This is a genomic window from Saccharopolyspora flava (assembly GCF_900116135.1).
Lineage (GTDB): Bacteria > Actinomycetota > Actinomycetes > Mycobacteriales > Pseudonocardiaceae > Saccharopolyspora > Saccharopolyspora flava.
The window spans coordinates 115,891-136,590 of the sequence record NZ_FOZX01000009.1; the positions used below are offsets into that span (position 1 = coordinate 115,891).

General features: G+C 73.1%; 18 protein-coding genes. 3 read left to right on the top strand and 15 right to left on the bottom strand.

Annotated features, from left to right (window positions below; translation table 11 throughout):
* The 5 genes from BM424_RS22710 to BM424_RS22730 form a co-directional block, all read right to left on the bottom strand.
* The gene (locus BM424_RS22710) at positions 1-999 is read right to left on the bottom strand and encodes an ADP-ribosylglycohydrolase family protein (protein WP_093421636.1); all 999 of its coding nucleotides are present in this window, start codon (positions 997-999) and stop codon (positions 1-3) included.
* Complete coding sequence (locus tag BM424_RS22715) at positions 996-1,712, bottom strand: GntR family transcriptional regulator (protein WP_093421638.1); 717 nt, start codon at positions 1,710-1,712, stop codon at positions 996-998. The genes BM424_RS22710 and BM424_RS22715 overlap by 4 nt, the downstream gene beginning before the upstream one ends.
* A 91-nt stretch (positions 1,713-1,803) precedes the next feature.
* Positions 1,804-2,028, bottom strand: a complete 225-nt coding sequence (locus BM424_RS22720; RefSeq protein WP_139274136.1) for a hypothetical protein — start codon at positions 2,026-2,028, stop codon at positions 1,804-1,806.
* An 87-nt stretch (positions 2,029-2,115) separates the two neighbouring features.
* Positions 2,116-3,939, bottom strand: a complete 1,824-nt coding sequence (locus tag BM424_RS22725) for an AMP-dependent synthetase/ligase (protein WP_093421643.1) — start codon at positions 3,937-3,939, stop codon at positions 2,116-2,118.
* Positions 3,940-4,127: 188 nt separating this feature from the next.
* Positions 4,128-4,385: a hypothetical protein gene (locus BM424_RS22730; RefSeq protein WP_093421646.1), complete on the bottom strand. Its 258-nt coding sequence runs from the start codon at positions 4,383-4,385 to the stop codon at positions 4,128-4,130.
* Positions 4,386-4,753: 368 nt separating this feature from the next.
* Here BM424_RS22730 and BM424_RS22735 point away from each other — a divergent pair, with 368 nt between their 5' ends.
* From BM424_RS22735 to BM424_RS22745, 3 genes are read left to right on the top strand one after another with little or no spacing between them, the layout of a single operon-like run.
* Positions 4,754-5,758, top strand: coding sequence for a helix-turn-helix domain-containing protein (locus BM424_RS22735; protein ID WP_093421648.1), 1,005 nt, complete (start codon positions 4,754-4,756; stop codon positions 5,756-5,758).
* An 11-nt stretch (positions 5,759-5,769) separates the two neighbouring features.
* Positions 5,770-6,762 (top strand): helix-turn-helix domain-containing protein, encoded by a 993-nt coding sequence (locus BM424_RS22740; RefSeq protein WP_093421651.1) that lies wholly within the window; start codon positions 5,770-5,772, stop codon positions 6,760-6,762.
* Between the two features lie 18 nt (positions 6,763-6,780).
* Positions 6,781-7,125 (top strand): VOC family protein, encoded by a 345-nt coding sequence (locus BM424_RS22745; protein WP_342742645.1) that lies wholly within the window; start codon positions 6,781-6,783, stop codon positions 7,123-7,125.
* A gap of 4 nt (positions 7,126-7,129) precedes the next feature.
* Here the strand turns inward: BM424_RS22745 and BM424_RS22750 are convergent, their stop codons facing one another.
* Genes BM424_RS22750 through BM424_RS22795 form a run of 10 tightly spaced genes read right to left on the bottom strand, consistent with a single transcriptional unit; the run spans position 7,130 to position 20,697 of the window.
* The gene (locus BM424_RS22750; protein ID WP_175548217.1) at positions 7,130-8,527 is read right to left on the bottom strand and encodes a DUF6519 domain-containing protein; all 1,398 of its coding nucleotides are present in this window, start codon (positions 8,525-8,527) and stop codon (positions 7,130-7,132) included.
* A gap of 12 nt (positions 8,528-8,539) precedes the next feature.
* Entirely contained in the window at positions 8,540-10,651 is a 2,112-nt protein-coding gene (locus tag BM424_RS22755) for a hypothetical protein (protein WP_093421656.1), read from the bottom strand.
* A complete protein-coding gene (locus BM424_RS22760; RefSeq protein ID WP_093421658.1) occupies positions 10,648-14,235 on the bottom strand; it encodes a putative baseplate assembly protein in 3,588 nt (1,195 codons plus the stop codon). Before BM424_RS22760 ends, BM424_RS22755 begins: the two co-directional genes overlap by 4 nt.
* Positions 14,232-17,312 carry a putative baseplate assembly protein gene (locus BM424_RS22765; RefSeq protein ID WP_245776054.1) on the bottom strand — a complete coding sequence of 1,027 codons (3,081 nt, stop codon included), beginning with the start codon at positions 17,310-17,312 and terminating at the stop codon, positions 14,232-14,234. The genes BM424_RS22760 and BM424_RS22765 overlap by 4 nt, the downstream gene beginning before the upstream one ends.
* Positions 17,309-17,680 (bottom strand): GPW/gp25 family protein, encoded by a 372-nt coding sequence (locus tag BM424_RS22770; RefSeq protein ID WP_093421661.1) that lies wholly within the window; start codon positions 17,678-17,680, stop codon positions 17,309-17,311. Before BM424_RS22770 ends, BM424_RS22765 begins: the two co-directional genes overlap by 4 nt.
* Positions 17,677-18,006 carry a hypothetical protein gene (locus tag BM424_RS22775; RefSeq protein ID WP_093421663.1) on the bottom strand — a complete coding sequence of 110 codons (330 nt, stop codon included), beginning with the start codon at positions 18,004-18,006 and terminating at the stop codon, positions 17,677-17,679. Before BM424_RS22775 ends, BM424_RS22770 begins: the two co-directional genes overlap by 4 nt.
* A 9-nt stretch (positions 18,007-18,015) precedes the next feature.
* Positions 18,016-18,534: a phage baseplate assembly protein V gene (locus BM424_RS22780; RefSeq protein ID WP_093421666.1), complete on the bottom strand. Its 519-nt coding sequence runs from the start codon at positions 18,532-18,534 to the stop codon at positions 18,016-18,018.
* A 12-nt stretch (positions 18,535-18,546) separates the two neighbouring features.
* A complete protein-coding gene (locus tag BM424_RS22785; protein ID WP_093421669.1) occupies positions 18,547-19,686 on the bottom strand; it encodes a hypothetical protein in 1,140 nt (379 codons plus the stop codon).
* Positions 19,679-20,017 (bottom strand): LysM peptidoglycan-binding domain-containing protein, encoded by a 339-nt coding sequence (locus tag BM424_RS22790; protein ID WP_093421671.1) that lies wholly within the window; start codon positions 20,015-20,017, stop codon positions 19,679-19,681. Before BM424_RS22790 ends, BM424_RS22785 begins: the two co-directional genes overlap by 8 nt.
* A 2-nt stretch (positions 20,018-20,019) precedes the next feature.
* Positions 20,020-20,697, bottom strand: coding sequence for a hypothetical protein (locus BM424_RS22795; protein ID WP_093421674.1), 678 nt, complete (start codon positions 20,695-20,697; stop codon positions 20,020-20,022).
* Between the last annotated feature and the right edge of the window lie 3 nt (positions 20,698-20,700).

Consider the following 20,700-nt stretch of genomic DNA (forward strand, 5'->3'; position numbering starts at 1 on the left):
CTAGCTGCCGGACTTCCTCAGTTCGAGCAGACCGTCCACGACGGGTTCCAGGTCGAGTTCGTTGACCTCGCGCACCGGGGTGAGCAGATCCGCCGGGAAACCGGAAAGCCCGTGCTGCGCACCGAGGATCGCGCCGAGCACGGCGGCGATCGTGTCGGTGTCACCGCCCAGTCCCGCGGCCGTGGTCAGGGCCTCCACCGGCGAGTCGCCCAGCGCCTCGGCGAGGGCGAACGCCGCGACCATCGATTCCTGGACGGCGACGGACGTTCCGATGACCTTGGAGACAGCGTAGGACAGCGTGGTCCGGTCCATGCCCCGAACCCAGCGACGGGCCCAGCGGATCCGGCAGGCGATGTCGCCGCCCGCGCACCACCAGCCCTTGCGCGCGCCCAGCGCGGCGGCGTGCTCGGCCTGGTCCAGGGCGTCGGGCAGGGATGCGCCGTCGATCCCGGCCGAGACCGCCGCGGCCACCGCCGAGGCGCCCGCGATGCCGATGTTGGTGTTGTGCGTGAGCTTGCTGGCGGCCACGACCGCGTCGACGAGCCCGTCGAGCTCGGGCGCGGTGGCGATGGCCACCGGGGTGATGCGCATGGCCGCGCCGTTGGTGGTGCCGTTGCGTCCCGCTTCGTCCGGATCGGCGCCCGATTCCAGCATTTTCAGCGCCCGCTTGGTCGAGGGGCCGAGCAGGTCGGCCAGGCCGCGCGCGACCATCCCGGCCTCCCAGTCCAGCAGCGCCTTGGCGAAGACCATCGGGTCGATCGTCCCGGCGCCGCCGACGAGCAGGTCGGCGACCAGCACCGCCTGCTCGGTGTCGTCGGTGATGGTGCCCGCAGGCAGGTTCGGCGAGATCGGCTGCTCGGCGACGGCGTCGCGCAGCGACCGGATGAAGCCGTAGTGGGTCACGATGTCCTCGCGGGACATCGATTGGGTCGGCATGCCCAGGGCATCGCCGATCGCCAGTCCGTAGAACGCGCCGAGCGCGCGGTCGCGTGTGCTCATGGGCGGCCAAACGTCAGGTGGAACTGGAACCGGTTCGGGTCGAGCAGGCTGGTGACCTGCTCGACGAGCTCGCCGCCCGCGGTGACGCTGGTGCGCACCGCCTGCAGGAACAGCTCTCCTTCGGGGCGTTCGAGCAGCGCCGCCATGTCGGCCGACAGCGCCTGGGTGCCGATGACCTGATCGCCCGCCCCGGAGCGCAGCCCGGCCGAGAGCAGGGTGGCGGTGATCGACCCGTCGAGCAGCCCCTTCTCGGGCAGCTCGCGGAGCTCGCCGGTGGCGGGGATCAGCGAGGTCTCCACCGACACCGGCCCGGCGGTGCGGTCGCGGCGCAGCCGGCGGATCGCGACGAACTCGGTGAGCCCGAAGCGCTCGGTGAGACCGGGATCGGTGGTGCGTTCGATGGACAGCAGCTCGGTGCTGATGTCGAATCCGGAGTCGGCGAGCGCGGTGGCCCAGCCGACGGTCTGGTCCAGGGTGACGCCGTCGAAGGTGACGAACGAGCCGACGCCGCTGCGGGTGGCGATGAGCTCCTGGCGCTGCAGCTCGGAGAGCGCGCTGCGCACCGTGCCGCGGCTGACCTGGTAGGTCTCCGCGATCTGGTTCTCGCCCGGCAACTGCTCGCCGCGCGCGAGCCTGCCCGAGCGGATCTGCTCGGTGAGCTCGGCGATCAACCGGTCACGTTTCCCGAAGGGAACCTGTCCAGTCCTGTTCATTCCTGTACAGTAGGGCTACCTGCGGGTAGGCACAACCGACGACACTCACACGGAGTAGTGAAACCCCGCGGAACGCCCCGGTTCGTCCGAATCATCCGTCCCGGCGCGGGCACCAGCCCCACTTCGTGGAGCCGTAGCGCCAGCGCGTGTCGGGCGGCGGGTACTTCCCGTGCAGGACCCAGCCGTCCTCCTGCCGCGACCAGTGGAGGATCTCCTCCTCCCACGGGCGGCACAGCAGCTGCCTGCGTTCCTCGGCCTCCCGGCACACCTCCCAGGTGCGCACGGCTCCCTTCCACAGGCGTCCGAGCCTCGACACACCTGTAGATGGTGCGAGCCTCTTCCCGCGGAGGAAAGGGCCACATCGGGGGGTTCTGGCCCCTCGATGCGGCCCTCGAGCCCGCGGCTAGATCGTCTCGACGGTGTTGGGGTAGAGCTCGTCGATCGCGTCGACGTGGTTGTCGGCCACGACCTTCCGCTTGATCTTCAGGCTCGGCGTGACCTCGTTGTGCTCGATGGTCAGCTCGCGCGGCAGGATCGCGAACTTCTTGATCGTCTCGTGCCGGTTGAGCGTCGCGTTGAGGTCCTCGACCGCCGCCGCCACCATCTCGCGCGCCTTCTCGTGCGCGGCCAGCTCCGCGTAGGACAGGCCCGCGAGGTCGTTGGCCTGCGCCCACTCGACGATCGACTCCTCGTCGAGGGTCACCAGCGCCGTGCAGTACGGCCGCTTGTCGCCGAAGACCACCACGTTGCTCAGGTACGGGCACAGCGCCTTGAGCTTGCCCTCCACCGACTGCGGCGCCACGTACTTGCCGCCCGAGGTCTTGATCAGGTCCTTCTTGCGGTCGGTGATCCGCAGCCGGCCCGCCTCGTCGAGCTCACCGATGTCGCCGGTGTGGAACCAGCCGTCGCCGCTGATCACCTCGGCGGTCGCCTCCGGCATGTTGTGGTACCCGCGCATCACGCCGCCACCGCGCAGCAGCACCTCGCCGTCCTCGGCGATGCGCACCTCGGTGCCGGGCAGCGGCTGGCCCACGGTGCCGATCCGGAAGTCGTTGGTGCGGTTGACGAAACTGGCCGCCGTCGTCTCGGTCAGCCCGTAGCCCTCGGCGACCAGCACGCCCGCGCCGTGGAAGAACCGGGCGATGTCCGGCGCCAGCGCGGCGCTGCCGGAGATGAAGAACCGCAGTCTGCCCCCGAACTTCTCCCGCAGCGTGGAGAACACCAGCTTGTCGGCGATCGCGTGCTGGACCTTCAGCCCCAGCCCGGGCTGCTTGCCCTCCTGCTGCAGGCGAGAGATCTCCAGGCCGACCGCGCAGGCCCAGCGGAAGATCTTGTACTTGAGCTCGCCGCCCTCCTTGGCCTGCATGACGACCTTGTTGTAGATCTTCTCGAAGATCCGCGGCGCCCCGGCGACGAACGTCGGCCGCACCACCGCGAGGTTGTCCACGATCCGGTCGATCCGGCCGTCGACGGCGGTCAGGTAGCCGGTGCGGATCTGGCCGACCTGCAGCACCTTGCCGAACACGTGCGACAGCGGCAGCCACAGGTACTGCACGTCCTCGGCCGACATCTCGCCGGTCTCGTGCATGGCCTCGGCGACGTAGACCCAGTTCGACTGCGCCAGGCGCACGCCCTTGGGGTTGCCGGTGGTGCCGGAGGTGTAGATCAGGGTGGCCAGGTCGTCGATGCCGACTCCGTCGACGAGCTCGTCGAACAGCTCCGGCTCGGACTCGGCCAGCTCGCGGCCCCGCGCCTCCAGGTCGGCCAGGCTCAGCACCCAGTCGCCGTCGGGCGTGCCGTCGAAGGTGATGACGCGGGTCAGCTCGGGCATGTTCGCGCGCTGCTCGCGCAGCTTGGCGATCTGCGCGTCGTCCTCGGCGAAGACGACCACCGAACCGGAGTCGGCGACGATGTAGGCGCAGCCCTCGGCGGTGGTGGTCGGGTAGATCGTGGTCGTGGCGCCACCGGCGCACATCACGCCCATGTCGGCCAGGATCCAGTCCATCCGCGTCCCGGCCAGGATCCCGCACCGCTGCTGCGATCGGACCCCGAGGGAGTGCAGGCCCAGCGCGATCGCCCTCGCCCGCTCCCACACCTGCGACCAGGTCAGCGTGCGCCACTGGTCGCCGTCGGGGTAGCGGAAGGCCTCGCCGTCCCCGGAGCGCCGCACGCGGTCGCGCAGCATGTCGGGGACGGAGCGGAATGCGGAGGAGGTCGCGGCAGGCATGGGCGGGAACGTAATCGAGCGTTCTGGCCTGCGCAATGAGGTCCGGACAAATCGGGAGGGGCGGTTCCGATCCGTTACGCCGATGCTGCCGGTCGGGTGAATGCGCAGGTCGGGGGATTGACGGCGCCGACCGCACCGGGGGCGGACCCGAGCGTTGCGGGGTCCGCCTGGTGTCGGCCGGACGGTGATCAGGGACTGGCCCCGGCGTTCCCCGCGATGAGCACGAGAGCGAGGACCGACAGGACGGTGAACACGGCCGCGGGTGGGCCGAGCACCGAGCGCGCCAGGGCGGCCACGCCGGACAGCGCCCGGCCCAGCACCACCGCGGCCGCGGCCAGCGCGACCAGCACACCGAGGAACATTCCTTGCAGGACGGTGGAAATCGAGTCGGGAGTGACGACCGGTGGGTCGTTTGCCGACAGCACCGCCGGGAGTATCGTGAACATGGCGAGCTCCCTTCACGGGTTGTGCCCGTAGTGAGGGTGATCGTGGATCCGCGCAGCGCCCCCGGTCGTGGCCAAACGAATTCCGGGGGCGTTCGCATGTCCGGCCGGCGATCCGCCGGCCGCGCGTTCCGAGCCGTGGCCCCAGGCGCTTCTGACGCCTCCCGGCGGTGAAATTTCACTTCTCCGTTGAAGTTCTCCTCACCGGGTGAAACACGCCACGATCAGTATGCGATTACCTCAACAGAGCGTCAATCTCCCTGCTTTCGCAGGACTTGCCGCTCGACGTGCGGAGTGCCAGTATCTGCAGGTCTTCGCAGCTTCAGTGAAATCAGGTGAAATTCCCCGACCAGGGTGAAGGAGACGTCCTGATGGCTCGTCCCGGGAGCCAGATCGGAACCGGAGAGCTCGGCGCGCGGCTCCGCGACCTGCGCGAATCCCGCGGCTTGACGCAACTCCGGCTCGGGAGAGCGCTCGGCGTCGCCGTCTCCAGCATCTCCTCCTGGGAGAGCGGGGCGAAGCTGCCGCCGCCGACCCGGTTGGCCGACTACGCCACGTTCTTCGCCGCCGGAGCCGTTTCCGAGGGCCTGCCGCCGGAGAACGCGCTGACCGGCGAGCAGCGCGAGGAGCGGCTGCGGCTCAAGCAGGAGCTCGACCGGATGCGCACCGCCTCCGACGAACCCGGCGAAACCGAAGCGCGCCAGGACTTCTGGCACTTCCCCGACGGCGGACCCGTCCGCATCGTCACCGGCGGGCTCTCCCAGAAGCACTGGTCCCCGCTGGGAAATCCCGGCGAACCGAACTTCCTGTCGCTGGCCCGCTGCGCCGACCTCGACGCCGCCGTCGAGCTGTTCGGGCACGTGCGCGCGGCGAACCCGCGCTCCCAGGTCGAGATCCGGCTCGAAGACCTCGGGGACGACGACCTGCGCGCGCACCTGGTGTTCCTGGGCAGCGGGGCGACGAACCCGTGGGTGGAGTGGCTGACCGCGGAGTGGCCGGTCCGGCAGGTCCCCGACGACGGGATCGCCGACGGCTCGGTGTTCGAGATCGACGGCGAGCGCAGGCTCACCCCGGTCTTCCGCGGCGACCAGCTCGTCGAGGACGTCGGGCTGCTCGCCCGGATCCCGAACCCGAACAACCTCCGCCGCACCCTGACCTTCTGCAGCGGGGTGTTCACCCGGGGCGGCTTCGGCGCGGTGCGCAGCCTGACCGACCTCGAGCTGCGGGAGCGAAACCTGGCTCACCTCAACGACAACGTCGCCGACCTCAACCGGTTCGGGCTGCTGATGCGGGTGCCGGTGATGCGCCACGTCACCGGCACCCCGGACCTGCAGAACCCGGCGAACCGGCTCTACGAGTGGCAACCCCGCACCTGAAGGAGGCGCACATGGCGGGCCGGTCCGAGCTCGGCGCGCGACTGCGGCAACTGCGCCGCGAGCGAGGCCTCAAGCAGGGCGAGCTCGCCCGCGTGCTCGGCGTCGCGGTCTCCAGCGTCTCGCAGTGGGAGAACGGGGTGAAGGTCCCGCCACCGTCCCGGCTCGGCGACTACGCGACCTTCTTCGCCGTCGAGAACCCCACCCGCAGCGGGAAGATCCCGTCGCCCGCGTCCCTCGGCGAGGAGGCGCGGCGGGCCCGCGCGGTGCTCAAGCAGGAGCTCGACCGGCTGCGCGCGGACCCGGCCGCACCCGTCGAAGTGCCGGACTTCTGGCGGTTCCCCGACGGCGGCCCGGTGCGCATCCTCACCGGCCGGGTGCCCGCCCGGAACCTCTCGCCGCTGGCCGATCCGGAGCGGCGCAACTACATCGGGATGTCCAGCTACGCCGACGGGGATTCGCTCATCGAGCTCTACGGCCACGTGCGCGCGCTCAACCCCGACGTCGACGTGCGCTTCGACATCGCCCGCCGGATCGACCCGCAGGACATGCAGGCGCACCTGGTGCTGCTGGGCAGTCCCACGATGAACCCGATGCGGCACCAGGTGCGGTTCGGGCTGCCGGTGCGCCAGATCGAGGTCGACGACGTCGGCCAGGGCGAGATCTTCGAGGTCGCCGACGAGGGACGGCAGTACCGGCCGACGCTGCACGGCGACCGGCTGATCGAGGACGTCGGCCTGCTCGCGCGCTTCCCCAACCCCTACGACGCCCGCCGCAGCCTGACCTTGTGCAGCGGGGTGTTCACCCGGGGCGGGTTCGGCGCGGTCCGGTGCCTGACCGATCCGCTGCTGCGCGCCCGCAACCACGAGATCCTGCGGTCGCGGTTCGGCGACTCCGGCAACTTCGGGATGCTCATGCGGGTGCCGGTGGTCCGCAACGCCACCGCGACCCCGGACCTGAGCAACCCCGGCACCTGGATCCGGTCCTGGTCGCCGATCAAGAGCTGAAACGAGCCGAACGCGCTGCTGCGCAACGACCTCGTCACCCCCGACCCCGGTGCCGCCCGGTCGTTCTACGCGACCGTGTTCGGCTTCGCGCTCGACAGCGAGGGCTACCTGGGCGACGACGACTTCACGTTCCTGCGCCGCCCGGACGGCCACGAGATCGGCGGCGTCCTCGGCGACCCGGCGGCCACGTCCTCGGCCTGGGGAACGCTGTTCATGGTCGCCGACGCCGACGCGACCGCCCGGCGCGCCGCGGAGGCCGGAGGCTCGGCCGGCGCCCCCTACGACATGCCCTACGGCCGCATCGCCGAGCTCCACGACCCGTTCGGCACGCCGTTCTCGGTGGGAACGCCCAAGTTCGGCTGAGACCTCACCGGCGGGCCTCGGGCTGGGTCATGCCGAAGGTCAGCCGCATGTCCACGGTCTGCTCGGGGCTCGCCACCCACGCCAGCGGGGCGTAGTGCTCGACCACGCCCAGCGGCGGCTGCAGCAGCGGCCGGTCGGCCGGGTCGGTGGGCCAGTCGACGTCCCCGGTGGCGGTGCGGGCGGGCACCAGCCAGTGGTCGCCGGAGCGGTAGCCCGGGCCTTCCGGATCGGTGGGGTTGAAGAAGACCTCCACGCCGTCCTCGATCCCGATCCACCGGCCCTCCTCGACCGGCAGAGCGCCGCCGCGCATCGGCCTGCCGCCGCGCGGTTCCCGGTGGTCCCAGCGGCGCAGGATCGGGTGCAGCTCCGGGCGGTGGCCCAGCTCCGGTTCCGCCGACAGCCGCACGCGGCGCTCGGGCAGGTCCAGCTCCTCCACGCGCAGCAGCTCGGCGGGTTCGCCGCGGCTGGTGCGGGCGGTGTCGGTGAACTCCACGACGTCGCCGACGTCGAGGTCGAGCTTCGCATCACCGCCCAGCGTCGCCAGGCTCGCCCAGGCGCCGTCGAGCTCGTCGACCGCGAACACCACCGACCCGTTCTCCCGCGACCACGTGAACGTCGCCTCGGACGCCGGGCCGCCCTCGTGGATCTCCACCCGGTACAGCTGGTTCTCCGGGCCCCGGTAGCGGGCGTCGGGCCGCAGCACGCACGGGTCGTCGGCGTCGTCGGGGCGCTGCGCGCGGGCGGCCATCCGGGCGCCCTTGGCGGTGCGGTCGCGGGCCCACTCGTCGAAGGCGTCCTGCAGCGCCTCCACCGAGGCGTCGGCGTTGCGCACCCGCAGCTGCGAGGCGGGCAGCGCCAGCACCTGCCAGACGACCTTGAGCCGCGCGGAGGTCTCGGCGCCGAGCGCGACCTCGCGCAGATCGGGGTCCTCGGCGGCGGTGACCACCCGCTCCCACACCTTCAGGTACACCATGTACGGCAGCTCGGCCGGCAGCCGGTCCTCGGGGATCTCGGGGTCGCGGAAGGCGTTCGGCTGGTCCCAGTAGGTCCAGGTCTCCGGCTGCGCCGGGGCGGGCGGGGGCGCGCCCTCGTCGGGCACGGCCACGCCCGGTTCAGGTCTGGTGGCGTCGCAGAGGATTCCGGCGACGTAGTAGCGGCCGCCCCCGATCGACAGGTCGTCGAGCCCGTTGCGACCCGGCAGGCGCGCGATCTTGAAGCCCGCCGAGCCCTCCGGCCCGCCGTGCTGGCCGATCAGGTCGGTCAGCGCCGTCCGGTGCTGGAGGAGCTGGGTGAGCATCTGCTCGTTGACGTCGGCGTCGAGCGTGACGCGGCCCTGCTGGGCGACCACCGCCGAGTAGCCGCGCTCGGGGTGGAAGCTGATGCGGGACAGATCTGCGTGCATGACGAGTCCTCTCTAGAAGGCGAAGATCAGGCCCGCGTCGCAGCGGGCGGGGGTGTGCTCGGCGATCCGGGCCCGCAGGTTGTCCTCCCGCTGCGGCTCGTGCAGGTCGTGGAACACGCCGAGCTCCGAGCCGTCCTCGGCGCCGCGGCGGATCTCCGGCGGGCACCCGTCGGCCAGCCGCGCGTACTCCGGCGTCCCGTAGCGGTGCGAGGCGAAAACCGGTCGCACGTCGGCGAGATCGGCCGGGCACCGGTGCCGCTCGGGGGTGCGCGATCCGGGCGGGACGTAGGTGTGGCGCAGGCACCCGACGCCGCGGCGGGCGACCCGCAGCAGCCCGGTGATGACGCTGTTCTCGGCGAGGCGCACCGCGTGGGCGTGGATCTCGCCGAACACGGTGCAGCGGTGCAGGTGCAGGGTGGCGTGCGCGTGCCGGCAGTCGGGCGCCGAGACGGCGGGCAGCTCGCGGGCGGTGGCGTCGACGACGCTGTCGCGCACGTGGATCGGCAGCGGATCGGTGCTGACCTCGTCGCCGATGACGCTGATGCTGCCCACGACGCTGCGCTCGATGCGCACGCACGCGGTGGTGCGCTCCAGCAGCAGGCTCGGTTCGGCCGGCCACTGGGGCTCGCACTCGGCCTCCAGCGACCAGCCGGGCACGAGGGTGCAGTGCCGCAGCGCGAGTTCGCCCAGCGGGCCGGTGACGCGGATGCCGCGCCCGGTGATGAGCAGCCCGTCGAGCTCGACGCGCGGCCGGTCCGCGCCGGTGCGGCCGTCGACGTGGACGGTGAGCGCGTCGGGCCGGTCGCTGTAGGTGTCGGGCAGCCGCAGCACCGGGCGGTGGCCCTCGGCCGCGCGGATGATCAGCCGGTCGCCGGTGCCCAGCCGCAGGTCGAGCTGCTCGTGGTGGGCGCCGTTGTGGGCGATCTCGATGACGCCGGGAACGCCGCGCGGCAGCTCGCGCCAGGCCCGGTAGGCGTCGGCGATGCGCTCGTGCTCCAGACCGGGTCCGACGCGGAACAGCGTTGCGCCGGGCGGGGTTTCGGGGTCGCGCGGGTACTCGCCGCCGCCGAGGTCGTCGGAGAACGCGTGGTGGTAGGTCACCGACACGCCCTCGTGCGGGGCTTCGCGGGCGTTGAAGGCGATGCGCCCCAGCTCGGGGTCGACGGCGACCTGCCCGTAGCGCGGCCGGTAGCGCCAGCCGGTGAGGTCGGCGATCACGATCGCCGACGGCGGCACCGGCTCGTCCCGGCCGTCGACGTGCAGCGCGAAGCTCTTGCCCGGCCCGTAGTGGTCGGCGAGCCGGTCGGCGACCTGCCTGCGCCGCAGCCGCGCGGGCACGTTGTCGATGGTGGCGATGTGGCTGGTGGAGGGCTCGGGCACCGGTTTGGTGACCAGCGGCGTGTCGTTGCCCAGCACCGAGAACGTGTAGTGGCCGTGGGTGCGGTCGAGGCAGTGCGCGGGCGCCCGCGTCACCGGCTGCGCCGTGAGCCGCCACGCGAACAGCGCTACCCCGGCCGGGGTGAGACCGCCCGGCCGGTACCGCGAGTCGGCCCGGCGCACGTCGGCGCTGCGGGCCACCGAGCCGAACGGCCCGGTCGCCAGGTCCAGCGCCGCCCCGTCGCGCAGATCGGCGGTGGCGCCGTGCGCCGGCACGTGCTCGCCGAGCAGCCGCACCGGCTGGTGGTGGGCGACCAGCCGGGACAGCTCCACGGCCCGCGCGGGCCAGCCCGCGACGTCGGCGGCCAGTTCCTCCAGCAGCGCGAGAGTTCCCTTGCGGCGCCGGTTCCCGACCGTGGCGGCGACGTCGCGGCGCGGCGCCAGCGCCTCCGCCAGCCGCCGCCGAGCCCGCTCCGGGTCGTCGCCGTCGCGCAGGCCCGCGCTGGAAACCCGCTCGTAGCCCGGCAATCCGCGATATCCGACGAGTTCACCGAGGTAGGGCAGCGCCCACTCGGCGGCGGTCTCGACGAACCAGTCGTCGTACTGCTGCTCGACGCCGTCGCGCACCCGGTCGAGCTGTTCGCCGATGACGTCGAGCAGCGCGCGCAGCGGCTCGCCGCGGTCGGCGTCGCGCATCCGGTGCCATTCGGGCAGCAGCCGGGCGAGCGCGTCCGGATCCCTGCTCATCGGACCTCCGTGAGGATCAGCGTGTCGGCGATGTCCGGGGCCAGCAGCACCAGCTGGGCTGGCCGGACGCCTCGGTGGGTGAACACGACGCGCCCCGGCGGCAGCGGCCGGGTGTCGGTGATGTCGGGGTTGAGCCGCAGCAGCTCGGCGACGGTGATGCCGTGGCGCGCGGCGATCGCGGTGAGCGTCTCGCCGCCCGGACCGGAGACCCGGTAGCGCTCCTCGGTGCGCTCGGCCGGCCGCGCGGGCACCGCCGCGGCGACCTCGGTCAGCGCCTCGCCCAGCGACGCCCGCTGCCCGGGAGTCACCGCCGCGGGCACCCCGCCGAACACGTCGACGTCCACGTAGCGCACGCCGGGGGTGGACTGGACGGTCGCCAGCACCTCCGACAGCAGCGCCGGTTGGCCGAGTTCCCGTCCGGCGTAACCGAGTTCGTCCAGCAGGGCCTGCCGCACGCGCGGTTCGACCCGCTCCCAGGAGTGGTCGGGCAGCAGCGCGACCTTCGCCGAGATCACCAGCAGCACCAGCTCGCGCGGCGCCACCCGCACCGGCAGTCCCGGGTCGCCGTAGTCCAGCAGCGAGGCGCGCAACGACCGCAGCAGCCCGGAATCCGGGCCGATCGGGATGTCGTCGACGCCCGCGACCGTCACGTGCAGCACCTCGCGCCCGCCGTCGACGACGCGGCGCGCGGAGGCCCGCCCGACGCCCGCGCGGGAGCGGGCGAAGTCCTCGTAGTCGCGGACCGACACCAGCCGGTCCAGCGCGGACACCGCCAGCGGCACCGTGCGCCGGGTCAGCGCGGGACCGTCGGCGTCGGCACCGCCGGTGGCCGGCAGCGGGTTGGTCACCGCGGTCACCCCCAGCGGCCGGGTCACGGCCTGGGTGATGCGGCCTGCGCCGACGTTGGCGGCCCGGCCGGTGCCGAACCGGTAGCGGGCGCGGACGTTGTCGTGCCCGGTGGGCAGCCGCGCCCCGTGCACCCCGTCGCCGAAGGTCACCGTCGTGCGCCCGTCGGCGGTGCTGCCGGTGACGTAGACCCGCTCGTCCGGGCCGCGCCCGGCGAGGCTGTCCACCGGGTGCCAGCGCAGCCCGTCGACCCGGATCTCCAGCGTGGGCGTGGCGCCGAGCGGGTTGTCGGCGGGCAGCCAGGTCAGCGGCGCCTGCCACAGCGTGAAGCTCTGGTGCGTGCGGGCCGCGTCGCCGCTGCCGATCGTCTCGTCGCGGCTCTCGCCGTGCGTGGCGGGCACGACGTTGCCGTGCACCACCACCGAATCCCGCCGGTACCGGTGGGCGAGGTCCTCGGTGAGCGTGACGGTGGTGTGCTCGTGGTCGCCGGGCAGCGCCGGGTCGGCGCCGTGCTCGACCGAGTCGATCACGGCGACCTCGGCCGCGTGACCGGGGCCGTCGGCGCGCTCGCCGGACACGATGAGGTGCCGTCCCGGCTCCAGGGTTTCGTGCAGGTCGGCGAGCTCGACGGTGTTGCCGCGCAGGTCCTCCTCGACGGGTTCGTCGGCGGGCCGCAGCGGTTCGCCCCCGGCGTGCACGGTGGTGTCGCGGATGTGCGAGAGCTGCGTGTCGTGCTCGTCGAGCCACGGGTCGGCCAGCGTCAGCACCGTGCCGCGGCCGGTGATCCCGTACTGCGCGTGGGACATCGTGGCGACCTGGACGACCTGGGTGACCACGTACGCCAGCCGCGCGTCGCCGGGCACCCCGCCGGGCGCGCCCTTGCGCGGGCGCTCCACCACGACCCGGCTCCCGGCGGTGATCTCGTCGTGCACCCCGTCCAGCGGTAGCGAGGTCCGGCCGGCGGCCTCGGAGGCGGTCGACAGCGCGATCTCGACGTTGGCCGGTTCGCTGCCCGCCCCGTAGCGCACCGTCACCTGGTACGGGCCGAACGGCGAGGTCTTCTGCTCCTGCGGCGCCAGGTCCAGCTCCAGCGGCGCGCCATTGCGGACGGTCACCCGCACCCGGCCCTGCTCGTCGGGGCGGGACACGAACACCGCGCAGGCGGGCAGCTGCGGCAGCAGCCGCACCAGCACGCCCGGCGGCTGCTCGCCGTTGCGCAACCCCAGCCTGCTCAGGATCGCCTCCTGGCGGCTGGAGATCTCCACGCGCCCGGAACCGAGCTCGAACGACACCTCGTCGGCGGGCAGCGGTTCGACGTGCTGCCAGGAACCCGCGGGTTCGGTGCGCTGGAACTCGGCGCGCACCAGCTCCTTCCCGGCCGCGTCCATCGCGATGCGCACGGCGGTGCGGGTCGCGCCCGGCAGCGGCCAGTCGGTCTGCCGCACCACCCGGCCCTGCTCGTCCTGCACCGGTTGCAGCGGCGCGGTCGCGCCGAACGGCGTGGCCGTCACCCGCATCGCCAGCAGCTCGCCGAGCACCCCGGGCGGCGCGTGCCGCACCGCACCCCGCCGGGGTTCCGGAGCGGATCTGCCCGGGACCTCGGCGGTTTCGCGGGACGGCAGGGCCCGCAGCAGCCGCTGGGCGGGGGAGTCGGGCGTGGCCGGAGGCGGGGTCGGCGGCGCCACCGGCGCCAGCTCCAGGGCCCGCTCGCGGAGCTCGGCGACGACCGCGCGCAGTCGCGCGAACCAGTCGGCGACCCGCGGGTGCGGTTCGGCCAGCACCTCGGCCTCGGCGAGCCGCTCCAGCGGCGCGGTCAGCCGTTGCGCCAGCTGCGCGGGCGAGATGATGCCCGGCAGCTCACCGCGCAGCGGCGCCAGCACCTGCTCCTCGACGCCGTCGATCAGCGCGCTGGTGGGCCGGGGGTTCGGGTGCTCCGGGGTCGGTTCGCCGGTGGCCGGGGCGAGCCACTGGCCGAGCTCGGCGAGCAGTTCACCCAGCGTCGGTTTCGGCGACCGGGGCAGGGTGATCGCGGTGACGTCGTCCTCGCGGTCCACCCGGACCTCGCCGACCGGCAGCAGCGGCTTCTCCCGCCCGAAGTCGAACAGCAGCTTCTGACCCGGCCGCAGGGCCAGAGCCGTTCCGGCCACGAACAGCTCGGAGCGCTGCCGCAGGTCCTCGGCGGTCAGCAGCGCGGGCCTGCGCCTGCGCACCCGCAGCCGGTTGCACGACCAGCGGGCGGTGAGATCCCGGGAGGTCTCGAAGGTCTGCGGCTCGCCCTCGGTCGCGCTGGGCACGCTGTTGCTGCGCGCCCCGCGCGGGATCAGCACCGGCGGGTCCTCGCCGCGCGGATCCCGGTCGATCGTGTAGGCCAGGTGGGTGTCGGCCGCGACGCCGGGGCGCGGCCGGTGCCCGACCAGGCGGCCGAGCATCGTCAGCGAGCGCTCGTCGTCGGCGGTGCCCAGGTAGCCCTCGTCGCCGATGCGCTCGGAGTGGAAGGTCAGCAGGTCCCCGAGCACCGCGGCGGCGTCGAGCAGGCCGATCGACGGGTCGTCGGGGGTGCGCACGGTCAGCGCCCGCAGCGCCGGGTGCGCGGGGGAGGCGAGCCGGTCGAGCATCGCGGCCAGGAACGTGCCGTGCTCGCCGACCCGCAGGTCCAGCTCGGTGCGGCCCGGCGGGGTGTGCGGCCGGACCGGTGCGCGGCGCTCGTCGTGGCCTCCGCAGCCGCAGGCGCAGCTCATCGCTCACCTCCGATTTCCAGCTCGAACACGCCGTTCTCGGGGTGTTCGGGGTCGTTGTCGCAGCAGGCGACCTCCAGGCCGCGCACCCGCAGCAGGCCCGCGTCCAGCTCGCCGCCGTCGGGTTCGAACAGCCGCCGCAGCCGGGTCACCCGCGCGTCGATCACCCCGGGCACCGCGGTCGCGGCCGCCACCAGCGCGCTCAACCGCACCGGTTCGCCGAAACCGAGCCGGTCGGGGTGGAAGAACCCGGAAGGCCCGCGCCCGAAGACTCGCTTGAGGTCGGCGATGACCTGCCCGCGCTGGTGTCCGGGCGCCGCGCACACCCGCAGCGCGACGTCCAGCGGCACCCGGATCGCGGGCCGCACGACCAGTTCGTGCCCGATGCGGCGGAATTCCCGCAGGTGGTCGCGAACCTCGTCGAGCAGGACGGGACCCGGCTCACTGGTGCCGAACGCGTCGACGGCCACCTGCACCTGCTGGGTGCTGCCGGTCCAGCGCAGCTCGGCGGCGGCCCGCTGCACCCCCGGGACCTGCCCGGCCAGCGCAGCGTAGTCCTCGGCGGTGACCGCGCGCAGCCGGGTGCGCCGCAGGTCCAGCGGTGCCAGCTGGCGGACCTGCTCGATCGGCTCGGGATCGGTGCCGCCGACGGCCGGCAGCGGGTTGCGCACCGTCGCCGCCGGTAATCGACCCGACTCGGCGGGCCGCAGCACGAGGTGGTTGATGGCCTCGGCACCCACGTTGCCCGCGCTGCCGCCGCCGATCCGGTAGCGGATCTCCAGCCGCGCACCGGGTTTCGGCACCGCGCCGCAGGTCCCGTCGCCGAAGCGCAGGACCAGCTCGCCGTCGTCGTCGAGCTCGCCGACGAAGTGCCGGTCGCGCGGCCCGGAGTCGAGCAGGTCCCGCCGCGGCGTCCACACCGCCTCGCCGTCGTGCACCCGCACGGCGGGCAGCGCGGCCCGGGGGTCCTGGGCGACGGCGGTGGCCGGGCCGTGCAGCACGGGCTCGGCGGGTTCCAGACCCTCGGCGTAGGGCAGGCCCCAGCCGTGCGCGATCTCCCAGGCGACGTCGGCGCCGAGCACCGTGCCTGCCCGCGCCCGCGCGGTCAGCACGTCCAGCCGGCGTCGCCGGGTGGCCAGCAGCTCGTCGCTGCGGTGCAGCAGCTCGTGCAGCACCGGCACCGGGCGCTCGTGCAGCGCGTCGGCGAAGCGGGAACCGAAAAGCGTGGTGAGCTCGTCGATCTCGTCGTCGGACAGCCCGTCGTCGCGGGCGCTGCGCCACAGCTCGACCAGCCGCGCCCGCACCCGGCCCGGGATCGCCGCCAGCCGCGCCGCCTGCCCTTCCGCGATGTGCTCGGGCGCCGGGAACGGCACCGCCTGCACGACGGGGGAGCGGGACAGCGCGGGGCGGAAGCGCGGTGCGATGCCCGGGTACACCGACCGGGCCAGCAGCGCGCGCAGCGCCTCGGCCTGCGCGTGGGCGGTGGCGGGCACGACCCGCTGGCGGCGCCGCCCGGCGTTCTCCAGCCCGATCCCGGCCCGGGTGGTCGCCGGTTCGCCGAACACCTCGTGCAGCTCGCGCACGTCGGAGGCGGTGAGCGTCCGCCGCCGGGTCTTGTCGACCAGCGCCCCCACCAGCTCGGCGGGCCGGTTGCCGCCCGTGCCCGCGCAGCCGAAACCCGGCTCGCAGGAGGGGAGAACCGCCGGTTCCGGTGGCACGACGGCGGTGTCCGGGCCGGTCAGGCGCCCGTGGTCGACGAGCACGACGTTGCCGCGCGCCACGCTCACGTCCGGCACCGGTGCGCAGTCGAAGCCGCCGAGGGTCGACAGGCACAGGTCGAAGGTCAGCGCGTCCTCCCGCGCCCACGTCACCTCCAGCACCGGCTGGTCCAGCAGCTCGTCGACCAGCGGCGTCACCGTCGTCAGGCGCACCGCCTGCCGGTGCGCGGGGTCGGCGTCGCCGGGCGTGCCCGTGCGCGCGCCCCGGACCTCCTCCAGCACCAGCAGGTCCCCGGGCCGCAACCGCAGTTCCCGCTCGGTGCGGGACTCGTCGGCCCACTCGTCGCGCAGCGTCGCCGACGTCGTGCCCTCCGGCAGCCGGCACAGCTCGTCGCCCCAGGTCCAGAACCGGATCTCGTTGTGCGCCCGGCGCAGCGGCAGGGCCTCGTCGCCGACCGGCTCGAAGATCTCCACCGCGTCCCGGTCGTCCAGCCCGGCCAGCGCGTCCTCGTCGAGCACCGGGCCCGGCTCCGGCGGGTCGTGCGGGCCCCGCGGGCGCGGGTCGATGGCGGCGAAGCGGAACGTGCCCGGCTCCAGCACCACGTCCTCGGCGGTCGCCGCGGTCACGAACGCGCGGGCGTTGCAACCGTCGTGCATCGGGTAGTCGATCAGCCGCACGTGCCTGCGCACCGACACCCGCCGCCGCGCGGTGTCCAGGTAGGCCTCGGTGGCGACCGCGTCCTGCTGGTAGCTGAGCTGGTCACCGGCGTAGGCCAGCAGCTCCACCAGCGTCGTGCCCAGGTCCGGGGCCGAGCGCTCGGTCCAGGCCGGGGTGGTCAGCGCCAGCCGGTCCAGCAGCACCCGGCGCAGCGCGTCGAAGTCCCGCGCGGTGTAGTCGATCAGCGGCGCCGGCGGCACCTGGGGTTCGCACGGGGCCTGCTCGGCGCAGTCGAACGGCGTCGGACCGCCGGGCCGGAAGGTGAACTCCGCGCTGAAGTAGCGCTGGTCGAAGCCCGGGAACGGCTCGGTCCCGGGGCGACCGTGCGGATCGGTGTCCACGATGGACAGACGGTAGCGGGTGGTGTCGCCGGTGCGGTCCACGGTGACCCGCATCAGGTCGTCGAGCTCCGGGTCGTCCTCGCGCTCCACCGACACCCGCACGGCGCTGATCCCGGTCACGCGCCTGCCGCCGTCGATGCGCACGTTCTCCGGCCCGACCCCGCGCGGCGCCTTGCCGATGAACGTCACCACCAGCATGCGCCCGTCCTCGGCGGCCTCCACCGCGTCGACACCGCCAAGGTGACGCTCGCGGACCTTCTCGCGCCTGCCGTCGGTGCGGCAGATCGGTTCGTCGCCGCTCACGCCACACCCCGCCCTTCGAAGACGTCCTCGCGCCGGGAACCGGTGGCCCGCACCCGGTAGCGCAGACCGACCCGCACCGTCTCGGCGTCGGCCTCGATGTCCAGCGACTCGATCGCCACGAGCTCCCCGAGCCAGCGCTCCACGGCCGCGTGCACCGACAGCTCCAGCGTCGCGGTCAGCTCCGGGCTGTTCGGCGCGAACACCACGTCCAGCAACCCGCAGCCGAAATCGGGCCGCATCACCCGCTCGCCGGGACTGGTGAACAGCACCTGCTCGAGGAGGTCGCGCACGTGCTCGTCGTGACCGGCCCGCGCGGTGCGGCCGCGCCGGTCGATCCGGTACGGGAAGGCGATGTCGATGCGGTTCACCGGCTGCTCACCTCCGAACCGCCGCGCACCACCGGTCGTCCGCGCGGAACGAGGTCGGCTCCGAAGCACTGGCCGTCGGTGGAGTCCAGCAGCAGCGGAACTCCGTCGACGAGCACCGCCTGCGACGGCGGGTTCCACCGCACGGTCAGGCACGGATCGCGGTGGCCGTTGATCATCAGCGGGCAGCCGATGACGGTGAACACGTCCGCGGCCGTGCGCGCCTGCCGGCCGTCGACCCGCACCGCCGAAGAGCCGCTCGCGGCGGAGATCCGTCCGCCGTGCGGGCAGTGCAGCGCCGTCGTGGCGTCGATGAGCTTCCCGGTCAAGGCGTCCCCCTACTGCCTTCTGGGCACGGTCAGCCGGCCCTCGTTGATGGTGACCTCGTCCCCGACGAGTTCGATGAGCGCGCCACGACCGGTGCCGATCGTCACGCCCTTCTCGTCGATCTGCACGAACGCGCCGCCCGGCGCGCGCAGCAGGATCCCCTCGCCGCCGGGCACGTCCGACATGAGCAGCTTGTGGTCGCCGGGCGTCTGGATGACCACCGGCTTGTCCTGGCCGCGCGCGTCCGGCGGCAGTTCCGCGCGGTCGCCGTACCAGCAGCCGGTCCAGACGGGGAAGCTCGGATCGCCCTGCTCGAACTCCACCCACACCCCGGCGCCGACCTCCGGCACCACGAACTGGCCCGCCTCGGATCCGGTGAACGGCAGGCACGGCAGCGCCCACGTGGAGGGCAGGTCGCCGAGCACGTCGGGCACCTGCGCGGTGATCCGGCCGATGCCCAGCGGATCGGCGTTGTCCATCACGCGACCCCGGAACTTGCCGAGGAAGCGGCTGTTCGGCCCGTCGGCCATGCTGCGGTCCTCCTAGGGACGGACCCGATCGCCGGCTGCGACCAGGCCTTCGCGGGAGAGCGTGAAGTTCTGCTGGTAGGAACCGACGCGGATGTTGTGGGTGACGGACTTGACGTAGTAGTCGCCGTCGTAGGTCACGCCCGCCCCGCGCACCCCGACCAGCTCGCGGGGGCGCAGCAGGTAGCCGTGCCGGTTGACGTCGAGCTGCCCGGAGCCGTTGATCGCGTCCGCCGAGGTCGCCGCCTGCGCCAGAGCCCGCGCGCGGGCCCGCTCGGGGTCCATCTTCGCGGTGCCGGGCAACGCCTTTCGCTTCAACGCGGGCGAGGCGCGACGGGCCAGGGGAGGGCGCAGCGGGCCGATGTCGGGATCGGGCAGCAGCGTCACGTCCCGGGTGCGCGGGTCCTGCACGCGCGCCTCGGGTTGTTCGCGCGCCGTCCCGTCGTAGGCGAACGTCAGCTGGTCCACCGTGGACTCGGCGCCCATGTTGACGCTGAGCGCGTGCTGGCGCTGCCCGAGCCGCTTCTCCGGACCCCAGTAGGCGGTGGAACGGCCCGGCCGGGGACCGGGTTCGAGGTAGAAGGTGAAGCCGTTGGCGTGCGCGAGATCGTTGAGGTACGACAGGTCGGTGCTGGACTGGTAGTCGACCCGCAGCTGCTCGCGCGGCGGCTGGTGCACCTGCTCGCGCACGATGCGCGGCTCGATGCCGTAGTCGGCGTACTTGCCGAGGATCCGCTCGGCCCGCTGCGACGGCGCCAGGTTCGGGTAGCGCTCCGCGCGCTCCTCGAGGTCGAGCAGCAGCGTGAGGTCCTCGCCGGTGATGGTCAGCGTCGACTGCCCGGGCTGGTTGCTGGACCCGACCTCGTTGCGCACGATCAGCCCGTCCAGCAGCACGAACGGCGTGCCCTTGATCGTGACGACCACGATGATGCGAGTCTTCGGGTCGAAGAACCCCTCCGGCAGCAGCCGCTCGATGATGCGGCCCTTCTTGGTGAGGTCGAAGGCCAGCTGGAACCCGCTGCGCTCCCCGGCGGTGCTGGTGATCTGCGCAGACAGCAGCGCCTGCATCACCTCGGCGGGCACCGGGCGCGCGAGCTTCGGTCCCATCAGCAGGTTCAGGTGCACGGGCCCGCGCCCGACGGGGATCTCAGACATGACCCAACCCGTCCGGTACGCCGATGACCTTGCCGGGTTCGTCGGTGAGCTCGCGCGGGTCGAGCACGGGGTTGGCGTCGGCGATCCGCCACCACTGGCCGGGATCGCCGAAGTACCGCTGCCCCAGGTGATCCGGCCGTTCCCCCTCGGCGACCACGTGCGGCGAGGTGCTGTCGTCGTTCTTCGGGATGAGCCGGCGCTTCACGTACCGCACCTCGCTGCCGTCGGGCCGGCGGTGCACGGCGACCTCGGCGTCGTGATACCGGCTGGTCCGCGGGTACGGGTGCGCCCCGGGGATGTCGTCGAGGGCACTCTCGAACGGCTCGATCACGCTTACCTCCCCATGTCCGCGGTGCTCAACCCCAACGCCCCCAACGACCCGGGCGCCGCGACACCGGCCATCCGCTCCTTCTGCGCCAGATGCGCCATGTACAGCTCGGCACCCCTGTGCCCGGCGGGCAGATCGCTGATCGTCAGCAGCTTCACGCTCAAGCTCAGACTCGCCCGGATCGGGTTCAGGTTGACGTCGAAAGCCGACTCGTTAATGGAGAACTCCGACAGCTTCACGGGCACCACCCGCTTGCTGCCCCAGGTGAACAACGTCAACGGCATCTCGATCGGACTGATCTCGACAGCCCCGTTCTTCGCCAACCGGCTGTGCTCCCGAAGCTGCGCGGTCGATGGCTGCACCAGCATCTCCAGCGTGGCCAGCTGAGGATGAATCCCGCTGGGAGCAGCCACGTCCAGCTGATCGGTGGCGTCGAGCTCAGCGGTGAACTTCCACGACTCCTGAGCAGGCCCCTTCAACCGCAAGGCCTCGTTCTTGTCCCCGGTCCCACTCCCGCCGCCACCCCCATCACCCTCACCACCAGCAGCCTGCGGAGACACAGACCGCTCCAGCGTGTCGGGGTTGAACTGCAACACGATCACCCGCTGCGGCGTCCCGCGCTCAGGATCAACAACAACGAGCCCGGACCGGATGGGCTTGGGGATGTTGGCGTATCGGGTCACAGG